Genomic DNA, 12,514 nt, shown 5'->3' with positions numbered 1-12,514 from the left:
CATGATCGCTTGCAAACCCTTGAGCCTGTTGGGTCCGTTGTTGCTGGTGGGCTGCACCTTGGGCCCGGACTATCACGCGGCACCCGACAGCCACCTGCAAGACAGGGACTTTACCCGTCAGGTGGTTGGCACCCAGGCGCAAACAGCACAGGTTGCCGAATGGTGGCGCGACCTCAATGACCCGGTGCTCAACCAGTTGATCGACAGTGCACTGGGCCACAGCCCCGATCTGCAAGCGGCCGCCGCGCGGTTACGCCAGGCCCGCGCCGGACTGGCGGAAAAACGCAGCAACCAGATGCCCAAAAGCTCGGCCACGGCAGCGGCGCTTTACACCGGCTCGGGTGACAGCCAGACCGACGCCACCCACCTGTACCTGAGCGGTTTTGATGCCAGCTGGGAGCTGGATATTTTCGGCGCCAGCCGCCGCGCGGTAGAAGCAGCCAGTGCCGAAGCCGATGCCGTACAGGCGGATCTGGCCGACGCTCATGTGCAACTGGCCGCTGAAGTGGGCCAGGCCTATATCGGCCTGCGCGACCAGCAACAGCGGCTGCGCATCGCCCGCCAGTCCGAACAGCTTGAGCGCCAGTTGCTGGACTTTACCGGGCAGCGCCTGGCCCAGGGAACCGCCTCGGAACTGGACCGTGAACGCATCGCCACCCAGGTCGAAACCACCCGTGCCGCGTCCATCGCCCTGGAGCTGGAAGTGATTGAATCCCTCGACGAACTGGCCTTGCTCAGCGGTCTCGAGCCCGGCGCCCTGGACACCCGTTTGGGCACCGAAGCCGCGCTGCCGGCACTGCCCGCCATGGTCAATATCGGTGACCCGGCGCAGTTGCTGCAACAGCGCCCCGACATCCGCGCTGCAGAACGCCGGCTGGCCTCCAGCACCGCGCAGATCGGAGAACACAAGGCGGCGGCATTTCCCAGGGTCAGCCTGTTCGGCTCCCTGAGTTTCAGCGCCAGCGCGCCGGGCCATCTGTTGCGCAAGGACAACCTCAGCGTCCTGGGTGTCCCCTATCTGCAGTGGAACTGGCTGGACTTTGGCCGCGTGCAGGCCCAGGTCAAACAGGCCGAAGCCGGACGCGACGAGGCCCTGGCCAGGTACCGCAGCAGCGTGCTCGGTGCCCTGCGCGATGCCGATGTGGCACTGGCCCGCTACGGTAACGAACGCCAGCGCAGGGGCACCCTGGGCCGGGTCGAAACCAGCGCCGTACGCGCATCCACCCTCACCGAACAGCGATACCGCGCCGGTACCAGCAGCGTGCTCGACTGGCTGGACGCCGAACGCACCCGCTACCGCGCCGAACAGGACCGGGTTCACAGTGACGGTCAGTTGATCAAGGACTACATAGCCCTGCAAAAGAGTCTTGGGTTAGGGTGGCGCTCCCCGACCTGATTTCCGGATAGACCATGCGCTCCAGTCAGCACGATTTGATGTGGCGCCAGCTGCTGCCCAAAGTGCGCAGGCACGATGAGCCGCTGCAGGTGCAGCTGTGCACCGCGTTTGTCACGGCCATGCTCGACGGGCGTTTGCCTGGCGGTACACGGCTGCCATCGAGCCGTGATCTGGCGATGCTGACCGGGGTTTCGCGCAATACCGCAGTACTGGTCTACGAACGCCTGGTAGCCGAGGGTTATGTCGATTCGCGGCCCCGTGACGGTTTTTTTGTGTGCGGCGCCATCACTCCGACACAGACCACCCGGCCTCTGCCCGAACAGGCTGCGCAACCACCTGACTGGGCCTCGCGCATGCACCTGGCGCGCAACCCGCTGGCGTTTATGGACCGCCCGCCCACCTGGCGTGAAGTGCGCTACCCCTTTATCTACGGCCAGTTCGATCCCCGGCAATTCCCGCTCACCCAGTGGCGCCAGTGCAGCCGTCAGGCACTGGAATTGAAGGCCGTGGATCGTTGGTGGCAGGAAGGCGAGAACGTCGGCGCCAGCCAGCTGATCGATCAACTGATCCGCCGCGTGTTGCCGCGCCGCGGAATTGCCGCCACCCATGATCAAGTGTTGTTGACCCTGGGCCGCCAGCAGAGTTTTTACCTGCTCGCGCGCCTGTTTGCCCGCCCCGGCAGCGTAGTCGGGGTCGAGGAACCGGGCTTTCGCGATCCGCGCAATGCCTTTGCCCACGATGGCGCGCACATGGTCTCGCTGCCCATCGACGAACACGGATTGCAGATATCCCCGGCACTGGCAGCCTGCGACTATCTGTATTGCACACCCGGCTACCAGTGCCCGACCGGTGTGACCATGAGCCTGGGCCGGCGCCAGGCCTTGCTTGAACATGCGCAGATGCACGATCAGGTGATCTTCGAAGACGATGATGACCCCGAGACCGAATACGACGGCCGCGCCCTGCCAGCGCTCAAGGCCACCGACCCGGCGGAGCGAGTGATCTACCTCAGCAGTTTGTCAAAGTTGCTGTCCCCGGGGCTGGGCATCGGTTACATCGTTGCCCCGGCACCGGTGATCGAGCAACTGCGCCAGCTGCAACGGCTGATGATCCGCCAGATCCCGGGCAACAACCAGATCACCGCCGCGCTGTTTATTCAACAAGGCCACTACGATCGGTTGCTGCAACAGGCCCGGGAAAAACTGCAACTGCGGGCCGGGGCGATGGCCACCGCATTGCGTGAAGTGCTGCCGGATGCGGAGTTTGTCATGCCCAGCGGCGGCGCCACGCTATGGCTCAAGCTGGCCGGCGAGCACGACTTGCTGAGCTTGTACTACGCAGGGTTGGCCAAGGGCGTGCTGTTTGACCCGAGCAGTGCGTTTTGCGTCGAGCCCGACACCCTGCCCCGGCCTTGCCTGCGCCTGGGGTTTGGCTCCATCGCCCAGGAGCTGATTGCCCCCGGCATTCGCGAGCTGGGACTGGTGATCAACGCCCACGCGAAACGACCTGCAGTTGTGCGCGGCTGAGCCATTTGCCCCACAACAGCGCCTGCGTTGCCCCTGTGGGAGCGGGCTTGCCCGCGATGCAGGCAACACGGTGCATCTGGCCCACCGCAGTGCCCCCATCGCGGCCAAGCCCGGCTCCCACAACCCCAGGGCCATCTCTTCCTGTGGGAGCGGGCTTGCTCGCGATGCAGGCAACGCGCTGCATCTGGCAAACCGCAGTGATCCCATCGCGGCCAAGCCCGGCTCCCACAACCCCGGCTCCCGCACGGTAGTCGCACTACCAGCCCCTGGCCCTATCGATAGTCCCCGCTGGCCCCATTCGCTGGTCACGGATATGCAGTACTACTGCTGACCACCAAAGCACTTGGCGTCGTCCTGAAAACAAAACGTTAAGGATGGGAAACTCTCACTATGTTTTACGCAAAGTATCCGTTAGCCGTCAGCCTTGCCGCCTTCGCTTTTACCCAGCATGCGCTGGCAGCCGACACGTCCGCTGCCCCCGAATGTGCCCAGTATGAAAAGCTGCTGACCCGCGCCGAACTGGCCTTCAAGAACGTGCCCATTTGCGCGCGGATCAAGCCGGACCTGTGGGGGCTGCGCAAGGAGCTGGCCGAGCATGGCATCGGTTTTACCGCCACCTCGTATAACGGTTACACCTATGACGTATTGGGCAACAACGCGAAAAAGCAGGTGTATAACGGCCAGAACCCCAGCTACAACACGTCGCTCAACCTGTACCTGACTTACGATCTGACCCGCATCGGTTTTGCCAATGACGCGCAGCTGACACTGGCCGGCAACTGGGTGGACTCGACCTACACCCCGGCCAACCCGCGGGTCAAAACCGTCTCGGTATTTGCCATCAACCAGTCCTTTTTCAATCACCAGCTGGAACTGGAATACGGCTTCATACCCGGCGTGCGCCTGTTCTATGGCATGGCGCTGGGGGGCAGTGCCTCGACCGCCGCCCTGGGGCCAAGCAGCGTGGTGCCATTTCAGGTCGGCATGTCGGCTACCGAGCCGACCCCAACCGTCAACGTGATCGTGCGTGACCCGTCGCTGCGCTTCTACAACAGCACCGCCCTGACCCGCAGCGTCAGCCCCGAAGGCATCCAGAAGGATGTCGACCTCAACCCCAGCGGATTGCGCCTCAAGGTGCCGGATGCCCGCGCCATGCTGATCAATGAGTTCGGCTACAAGCAGGCACCGTCGGCCAGCTCCAACGCCATGTGGCTGCGCGCAGGGGCCATGTACAACACCAGCCATTACACCGAGTTCACCACCGGTGAAAAGTCGGACAACAACTACGGCGTATACCTGGCCGAGACGGTGCAGGTGACCAAGCCCTACGGCGATGCCCGCGGCTGGTATCTGGACAGCAAACTTGATTACTCGCCTGACTCGGTCAACGCCATCAACAAGGCATTCCAGGTCAGTGCCTTCAATGTCGGCCCGTTCGCCAGCCGCCCTGCCGACATGGCCGCCGTGGGCCTGACCAAGAGCTACTACAGCAAGGATCTGCGCGACGTGACCAGGAGCTATGGCATGGAAGCGGCGCCCTACACCCTGGCGGTAACCGCTTCCTATGCGGCCCGCCTGATCCCCGGCGTGTATTTGATCAGCGGTCTGACCTACACCAAGAACCCGGTATTCACGCCGATCCATTCCGATGCCCTGTTGCTCCAGGAATCGCTGAACTTCCTGTTTTAAAGCGCCAGCCCCCAGCCGTATATACCCGTCACCTGGTCCTTTGCAGCGCAGGCCCAGGTGCTAATGCGAGGTCGTAGAACATGAGCGATGAACGTTATCAACTGTCCACCGGCGACTATCTGGCGCTGGACGCCACAGCCATGTCCGCTGCGGTCAAAACCGGCGAACTGCCCCCCCGGATGCTGCTCAGCGCCGCCCAGGCGCGCTGCGATGCGGTAAACCCGCTGGTCAATGCGGTCAACATGCGCCACGACGAGCATGCCAACAGCGTGCTCAGGGCCCGTCACCACGCCGGCAGCGAGCTGCTGGGAGCATTGGCCGGTGTGCCGATGCTGCTCAAGGACTTGAACACTTACCTGACTGGCACCCTGACCACCAACGGCTCAAGAATGCTGGCCGACACACCGCCGGCAACGCGCAACAGCACCATCGTGCAGCGCTACGAGGCTGCGGGGATGCTGATCTTCGGCAAGACCACCAGCCCCGAGTACGGCCTGACCACGACCACCGAATCCTCACTGTGGGGCCAGACACGCAACCCTTGGAGCCTGGCCCACAGCGCAGGCGGCTCATCCGGCGGTGCGGCGGCAGCCGTGGCCGCAGGCATCGTGCCCGTGGCCCACGCCACCGACGGCGGCGGCTCGATTCGCATCCCGGCGTCGTATTGCGGCCTGTTTGGCCTCAAGCCCACGCGCTATCGCACCCCTCAGGGCCCGGACACCTTCGAAGGCTGGTTCGGTGCCAGTTGCGGTCATGTGGTATCACGCAGCGTGCGCGACTCGGCACTGTTGCTGGACGTCAGTCACGGTCATGAAAAAGGCAGTCCCTACTGGCTCGCGCCACAGGCCATAAGCTACAGCGAGGCAGTGCGACGCAGCCCCGGTTCGTTGCGCATCGGCGTGGTCGATCAGGCCATGACCGGCCTGGAACTGGACGCCGATATCCGCAGCGTTTTGAACACTACTGTTGATCTGCTGTTGGGCCTCGGACATCGGGTAGACCCCGTGACCCTGCCCGTCGACCCGCAGCAGGTATACGGCGCTCACGGCGCCGTGAGTGCAGCCGCACTGCTGGCCGCCGTGCGTGACCGCGAAACCGTCCTCGGCCGCCCGTTGCACGCTGACGAACTGGAGCCCGTCAGCCGTTATCTGGTCAACAATGCCACTTCGGCCACCGCCGAAAACCTGTACCGTGCCCGACGCAGTTTCGAATTGATCGGCAGTCGCATGGAACACCTGTTCGACGACTATGACCTGCTGCTCAGTCCGGTCACCTCGCAGATCACTCCCGAACTGAAAGTGGCCAGTCTGGATCAGGATTACCCGCACTACATCCAGGGCATCATCGGCAGCATCGGCTACAGCGTACTGGCCAATGTCAGTGGCCAGCCGTCCATGTCGGTGCCGCTGGGCACCAGCAGCAGCGGCTTGCCCATCGGCATGATGTTCAGTGCAGGCTGGTGCCGCGAAGACCTGTTGTTCCAATTGGCCGGGCAACTCGAACAGGCAAGCCCCTGGGCTGATCGACGCGCACCGCTGTAAGCCACTCAACCGATGAACACTGCTCGATGGGATTGAAATGATGAATAACCAAATCTCCGGATTTCGCCGTCATTACACCTTGTTTGTGTTGTTCCTGATTTCGGCGGTCAGCCTGATCGACCGTCAGGTCATGGGCGTTGTGATTGAACCGATCAAGGCCGAATTTCACGTTTCCGATACCCAGATCGGCCTGCTTACAGGTCTGGCCTTTGCTCTGGTCTACTGCCTGTTTGCGATCCCGTTGGGGCGCTTTGCCGACCGTGGCCATCGGCGCAACCTGATCGGCTGGTGCTGTGCGCTCTGGAGCGTGATGGCCATGCTTTGCGGCTTTGCCAGTAACTTCTGGACCCTGGCCCTGGCACGCATCGGCGTGGCAGTGGGCGAGTCGGGCAGCGGCGCAGCATCGATGTCGATGATCGCCGACCTCTACCCGCCCCATCAGCGCTCCAAGGCCATCAGCGTATTCATGCTCGGAGCGCCCATCGGCGCCTTGCTGGGCATGAGCCTGGGCGCCTATATCGCGTACTACCACGGCTGGCGCGAAGCCTTTATCTGGATGGCGCTGCCTGGTATCGCTGCCGCTCTATTGCTGCGGTTTACGGCTGCCGAACCATTGCGCGGCTTATGGGAGAAAGCCCGTGAGACGCGCCCAGCCGTGCCCCATGAAAGCGTGATGCAAGTGATGCGCGTGGCCTGGGCGTCGAAAACCTTTGTACGTATTGCCCTGGCCGGGGCGCTGCTGGCGTTTGCCAGTTATGCGTTCAGTATCTGGAGCACTGCATTTCTGGTACGCAGCCACGGGCTGACGCTCAAGGACGCAGGCATCATCATGGGCCTGGCAGCCGGGCCGGGGGCCATTATCGGCTCTCTGTCCAGCGGCTGGTTGAGCGCCTGTCTGGCCCAACGCGACAGCCGCTGGCAATTGGGCGTGCCGATCGTCGGGGCACTGCTGGCTTTGCCGATGTCGATTGCCTTCGCGCTGTACCCGGCCGGTCATCCCTGGACGCTGGGTGCGCTGCAAGTGCCCCAGGCAACGGTGTTCATGTTTGGCATGTCGGTGTTCGGCATGTGGTGGATGGCACCGAGCTACACCGCCATTGCCCAACTGGTGGCGCCTGAGCGCCGCGCAACCATGATCGCCCTCTACAACTTCGGGATCATGGCCATCGGTGCAGGTTTCGGCCCATTGGCCGTGGGTGTGCTGAGTGATCACCTGACCCCGCTAATGGGCATCAATGCCCTGCGCTGGTCGCTGGTCATCTGTTCCGGGGGGTATCTGCTGGCGAGCGGGTTATTGATCAGCGTATTGCGGCCGTACGGGATCGCAGCCGGTCTTGCCAATGTACTGCCGGTGTTGCCGACGAACAAGCTGCAGACTGCGTAATTCTGTTGGTGGGGGCAGACTTGCTTGCGATGCCGGCGACTCGACTCATCTGGTCGACTGCGGCGGGGCCATCGCGGGCAAGCCCGGTTACCACAGATATTTAGCGCTCAAAAAGCCTGATGTAAATAGTTACCGAGGGTCTGCTTTCACACGAACAAATCCAGGGTCCAGACCGAATACCTCAACCCCTTCGACAGTCGATTGGCCGATCGTAACCTCACGCCGCACCACGGGTGCGTCTAGACGCTCGCGATACTGTATGACGTAGGCGTCCCCTTCCTTCTCAACTGCACCGTGAGGAATGACCAAGCTGTTTTCATTGCTATAGGTCACGATCGTCATGTGCGCACTCATACCTAGCCTCACCTTTTTCAGGTCACCATCCTCGGGATCATTGACGGTGATCGTGATCGGGAATCTTGCTGAGCTGCTGCTATCATCCGGCACAGCCAACTGGCTGATGGCGCTTACATAACCGTTTAAATTCGGCACCGAAAAACCCACCCCATGGATCGCTACTGGCTGATTCAGGGAGAACTTGTTGACGTCTGACTCCAACACCTGGGTGACGACCTTAAGCCCAGATATGTTGGCCAACTTGAGTATTTGTTGGCCTTGGGCCAAAGACGCTCCTTTGTGAAGAGACCCCGGCTCGCCCCCTGACGATTGGGGTGCGCCAATGGATAGCACTACTCCCGGAAACGGGGCATGGATCGTCTTTTGCTCCAGCATCGTGTTTAGCCGCTCATGAGCAATGGATGCATTCTGGTATTCCATATCAGCTATGACTTTGCCCTCGCCCTTGCCAACAGCCAGCATGTCTTTGAGCTGTGCTTTGGCTGAGGTCACCTCAAGCAATTGTTGGTCACGTTGTTGCTTCAAGGTATCTCGCTCGTTGCGAGATACAATGCCGCTCTGATAAAGCGTCTTGACCTGGGCAAGCTCAAGGTCAAGCCTCTGCATGGCCAGCTCGGCCAGTCTTAGCGCCTGCCTGGCTTGCCTCACTCCCGAGCCCGTATCCCAAACGCGAAACGCTGCAGCAGTCTGCTGCGCTTTCAACTTGCTGGCCAAAGCGTCCCTTACTTTGACTTCCTGCAACCTGGTATCGAGGGTCAACAGAGCCTGCCCCTCTTCAACATACATACCTGGACTCAAATTGTTGTCCAAGGCAAAACCTTCAAAAGGCGCCGTGAGAATGGCTGTCTCAACCGGCTCAACTTTACCCACCAGCCCGATTTCATGCTCCAGGTTCCGACTGTTAACCGCTACCCAGGAGTCAGTGCCGTGCGGGGCTTCGGGTACGATAAATACCAGTATCAAGCTCAATACCAGCACTCCCGCTGCGAGAAATTTCCAACGCCTCTTCGAAGCCTGGATTCTGTCAAAAACTCTCAAGTGAGATCTCCCAACTCTCCAACATTACGCCCAACAGCACATCCAACTGGGACCTGGCATCCAGATATGAAATTTTTGCGCTCAAGTTCGCTTCCTCAGCGGCCCGCAGGTCTGACTCAAAACTGATGATCTGAAAGTTGCTGGATCGGCCTGCGTTCAATTTGTCGTTCTCTATCGCCAGCTTGCGCCTGGACAGGTCCATCACCCGCTGGGAAATTTCAAGCTGACGCCACTGGGTATTCAGGCTACGTACTGCGTCAGTAGTCTGGCGCTGCAAATCAACCCGAGCCTCCTCCAGCAGCAATTGCTGTTGTTCCAACGCTGTCTGGGCATGGACCTTGCCCTGGCGAGTACTGAGATCATTGATGGGAATTTCCAGTTTGAGCCCCGCGTAAGTGTCCCAGGCCCTGGCAGAACCGTTGAGGCTGTGTTGATCGCGCTGCTGAGAGGCACCCGCCACCAAAGAAAAATCCCAACGGACCTTGTCTTTGGCAAGCAGCAGGTTGATCGAGGCCTGTTCGCTCTGCACAATCGTGCTCAAGTACTGGGGTTGCTTGGCCTGTGCCACTTTAAATGCCGTCGCCTGATCCAGTTCAAGCCGGGTCACTCGCAAGCTGTCACTGGCGCGCACGGGCGTTGATAGGTCAAGCGCCAAAAGCTTGAGCAGCAACAAGCGGCTCGCCTCCAACTGATTCTTTGCATCTTCCACCGCCAGCTCCTGACTCGCGATATCCGCCTCGATCTGCACAACATCAAACTCGGCTACTCGTCCTGCTGTGATCAGTTGCTTGTTGACCTTGAGCAAAGCGACTGCCCGCTCCAGCGCCTGCGTGGCGATCGTCACCTGATTCTGGGTTTTAAGCAGTACGCGATAAGCCGCAATGATTTCGTAAATGGTTTGGGACACACTGGCTTTCAAATTAAGCTGGTTGACTTGCTCAGCCAATTTCGCCAAGCGCAAGGGCGCAGTTGTGACGTTTTTACCCGCCCCCCGAAGCAAGGGTTGAGTCAAGGTCAACGCGAGGCCATTACTGCTCAAATCACCCGAGTTTCTCGTGGCATTGAACTCCTGGTTCCAGCTCAATTCCACGTTGCTCCCATACTCACCCAGCAGGCTCACCGAAGGCCCAATACCTGTTGCACGACTGCTGTCCACGCTCCCTTTGGAAAGTTTGTGAGTGCCAATGAGCTTGAGCTTGGGGTTAAACATGTCATCAGCGACAAACAAGTCGAACTTCTCTCGCACGCGCTGAAGTTTAAGGCTGCGTATGTTGTAGTTGCGGCGCAAGCCCAGAGACACTGCTTCGACCAACGACAAATCAATCGAGTGCTGACTCATCAAGGCTGTGGGGGGAGCATTAGGGGCCGGCACGTCTGTTTGCGCAGATGCCACCAAGGATTGCATCGCCACACCGCACACCACGGCCAGAATCAGTCCTGTTTTAATAATCACGCAGGGCCTCCACCGGAGTCAGGCGAGAAGCCGTAATGGCAGGTTTCAAACCAAAGAACACGCCGACCAAAACCGTGCTTGTGACGCCCAAGGGGATGGCGCTGAATGCCATGGCGAACGCCCAACCCGATACTTGGGCATAAATGTAAGCCAGTGCCATGCCCAGCCCAGCGCCCAACACAGCCCCTAAAACGCTAAGCGCAGCGGCTTCGATCAGAAACAAATTGCGAATGTCCTGACGGCGGGCACCCATTGCCATACGTAAACCTATTTCACTACGGCGCTCAGAAACGTTCATATACATAACGTTCATCACCGCCACTCCGCCGCCTACCAGCGTGATGACCCCCAAGGCCATCAAGAGGTAATGGAAAGTGCGATTCTGGCTATTCATCCCCTCGATCATTTGCACAGGTGTAACCACCTCAATGTCTCGAGACTTGAAAGTACGGGTCAGCATTTCACCGAAGGTCGAGGCTACGTTTTCACTTTTTTTGTGAAGGGGGATACGCGCAACCAAATCATCTATTCTGGCCTCGCTTGCCACACGATTCATGGCCTGCAACGGTACAAAAACTGAAAGATCGGCGGAGACCGGACTGATCAGTGAGTGCGTTCGAGATTGCAATACACCGATAACCCTAAACAGGTAGTTATTGATTTTGAGCCAGTCACCGGTCTTGATCAGAGTTCCATCGCTGCTCAGTGAGGTTGCGATATCGTGACCAAGCACAACCACATTTTCGTCCTGATCAAAGGGATGCAAAAACCGCCCATACGCTAACGACAGTTTCATCACGTCTAACAGGGAAGGCTCGGTTCCTACCAGGCGGATATTGATAGTCCGGTGGTTAAATCCGGCCTGGGCAGGCACTATCGCTGCAGGAGCGATCAACAGACCTTCCAGGACCAACTTCCTGAATGTTGCAGCCTCGATAGAGAGAGGTGACGCTTGCCGCCCTTGCTTGACAGAGAAACTCACCGCAAATGTATCGACGCCCATGTTGTGGAAGACACTTGCGACCTCCTGCCGTGCGTTATGCCCGATATTGATGACTGCGATAATCGAGGCGCTACCTATCACGATGCCTAACAAGGCGAGAATCGAGCGCTTGCCCAGCGTGCGAAAACTGTCTGCTGCATCTGCGCCCACTTGCAGCAGTGATGGAGGCAGGAAAGTCATCAGGGCTAGCACTTGCCCGCCTCCTCAACCCGCCCGTTACATACACGGACTTGCCTGCGCATAAGGCCTGCAACCAGTGGGTCGTGGGTAACAATCAATAATGTGACGCCTTGTTCTTTCTGGATCGACAGCAACAGCTCGAGAATTTCACTGGCCGTCTGGCCATCCAGGCTGCCGGTCGGCTCGTCAGCCAGTATCAGGGATGGCTGCCCCACCAGAGCCCGGGCAATAGCGACGCGTTGCTTTTGCCCTCCCGACAGATCGGCAGGCTTGTAGCCTGCGCGATGAGCCATCCCGACCCGTTGCAACATCAGCATCGCCCGTTCCAGAGATTGCCCGCGGTCAACCCCGTGATAGCGAAGCGGCAAGGCTACATTTTCGACAACATTTAAACGGGGGATCAAATTGAAATTCTGAAAGACAAATCCGATGTTCTTCTTTCTCAGGGCTGCCAACTCGTCACTCTGTTTTTTTGTGACAGGGCGTCCCATAAACAGGTACTCACCCGCGTCGGCAAAGTCCAGCAGGCCGATTATATTCAACAATGTACTTTTACCGGATCCGGACGGACCAATAATGGCGCAGGAGTCTGCGACCGCGATATGAAAATCAACGTGGCTTATGACCGGGCTCCCTCCCCCTTGGCACGCATAACTCTTGCTGACCCCCTTCATTGAAATGCATGCCGGGCTGCTCATGACAACACCGCCCCCCCCTGCCCGTCAGACCTGTATTCGACCCATGCACAAACATAAATAGCTGGGACTGACAAACGACCAGAAGAACAAAGAACAGTTGGCTGCTCACATAAAAATGAAGGCATAGAAAATCTCTGAATTTTAAAACTTTGAGCCCACTACAATTAAAACCGCCTAACCAGCAAACACATTTAATCACTGGCCGACACTAGAAAATGTAGGGGCTCGCCTCACAATATGTAGGTAAAG

9 protein-coding genes are annotated in these 12,514 nt (G+C 59.4%); 5 read left to right on the top strand and 4 right to left on the bottom strand.

Annotation, left to right across the window (positions count from 1 at the left end):
* Position 1 precedes the first annotated feature (1 nt).
* The 5 genes from HBN79_RS14190 (at position 2) to HBN79_RS14170 (ending at position 7,536) form a co-directional block, all read left to right on the top strand.
* The gene (locus tag HBN79_RS14190; RefSeq protein ID WP_169916819.1) at positions 2–1,396 is read left to right on the top strand and encodes a TolC family protein; all 1,395 of its coding nucleotides are present in this window, start codon (positions 2–4) and stop codon (positions 1,394–1,396) included.
* A gap of 14 nt (positions 1,397–1,410) precedes the next feature.
* On the top strand, positions 1,411–2,922 hold the full coding sequence (locus tag HBN79_RS14185; protein ID WP_095001507.1) for a PLP-dependent aminotransferase family protein: 1,512 nt from the start codon (positions 1,411–1,413) through the stop codon (positions 2,920–2,922).
* Between the two features lie 390 nt (positions 2,923–3,312).
* Positions 3,313–4,611, top strand: a complete 1,299-nt coding sequence (locus HBN79_RS14180) for a carbohydrate porin (protein WP_095001509.1) — start codon at positions 3,313–3,315, stop codon at positions 4,609–4,611.
* Positions 4,612–4,691: 80 nt separating this feature from the next.
* A complete protein-coding gene (locus HBN79_RS14175) occupies positions 4,692–6,152 on the top strand; it encodes an amidase (protein ID WP_169916818.1) in 1,461 nt (486 codons plus the stop codon).
* Between the two features lie 40 nt (positions 6,153–6,192).
* Positions 6,193–7,536, top strand: coding sequence for an MFS transporter (locus tag HBN79_RS14170; protein WP_169916817.1), 1,344 nt, complete (start codon positions 6,193–6,195; stop codon positions 7,534–7,536).
* Positions 7,537–7,665: 129 nt separating this feature from the next.
* Here HBN79_RS14170 and HBN79_RS14165 read toward each other — a convergent pair whose 3' ends face one another.
* From HBN79_RS14165 to HBN79_RS14150, 4 genes are read right to left on the bottom strand one after another with little or no spacing between them, the layout of a single operon-like run.
* On the bottom strand, positions 7,666–8,871 hold the full coding sequence (locus HBN79_RS14165; protein ID WP_346010141.1) for an HlyD family efflux transporter periplasmic adaptor subunit: 1,206 nt from the start codon (positions 8,869–8,871) through the stop codon (positions 7,666–7,668).
* Positions 8,872–8,917: 46 nt separating this feature from the next.
* On the bottom strand, positions 8,918–10,384 hold the full coding sequence (locus tag HBN79_RS14160; protein ID WP_232527625.1) for a TolC family protein: 1,467 nt from the start codon (positions 10,382–10,384) through the stop codon (positions 8,918–8,920).
* A complete protein-coding gene (locus tag HBN79_RS14155) occupies positions 10,374–11,579 on the bottom strand; it encodes an ABC transporter permease (RefSeq protein WP_240882077.1) in 1,206 nt (401 codons plus the stop codon). Before HBN79_RS14155 ends, HBN79_RS14160 begins: the two co-directional genes overlap by 11 nt.
* Positions 11,573–12,265: an ABC transporter ATP-binding protein gene (locus HBN79_RS14150; RefSeq protein ID WP_095018307.1), complete on the bottom strand. Its 693-nt coding sequence runs from the start codon at positions 12,263–12,265 to the stop codon at positions 11,573–11,575. The genes HBN79_RS14155 and HBN79_RS14150 overlap by 7 nt, the downstream gene beginning before the upstream one ends.
* Positions 12,266–12,514 lie beyond the last annotated feature (249 nt).

It is taken from the genome of Pseudomonas sp. WS 5051, from assembly GCF_012985715.1.
Lineage (GTDB): Bacteria > Pseudomonadota > Gammaproteobacteria > Pseudomonadales > Pseudomonadaceae > Aquipseudomonas > Aquipseudomonas bubulae.
The sequence above is the reverse complement of the archived record's forward strand: the minus strand, read 5'-3'. Positions and strand labels throughout refer to the sequence as shown.

Coding starts and splice junctions, on each gene's coding strand:
- HBN79_RS14190 (WP_169916819.1), top strand. CDS start 2: ATGATCGCTTGCAAACCCTTGAGCCTGTTGGGTCCGTTGTTGCTGGTG.
- HBN79_RS14185 (WP_095001507.1), top strand. CDS start 1,411: ATGCGCTCCAGTCAGCACGATTTGATGTGGCGCCAGCTGCTGCCCAAA.
- HBN79_RS14180 (WP_095001509.1), top strand. CDS start 3,313: ATGTTTTACGCAAAGTATCCGTTAGCCGTCAGCCTTGCCGCCTTCGCT.
- HBN79_RS14175 (WP_169916818.1), top strand. CDS start 4,692: ATGAGCGATGAACGTTATCAACTGTCCACCGGCGACTATCTGGCGCTG.
- HBN79_RS14170 (WP_169916817.1), top strand. CDS start 6,193: ATGAATAACCAAATCTCCGGATTTCGCCGTCATTACACCTTGTTTGTG.
- HBN79_RS14150 (WP_095018307.1), bottom strand. CDS start 12,265: ATGAGCAGCCCGGCATGCATTTCAATGAAGGGGGTCAGCAAGAGTTAT.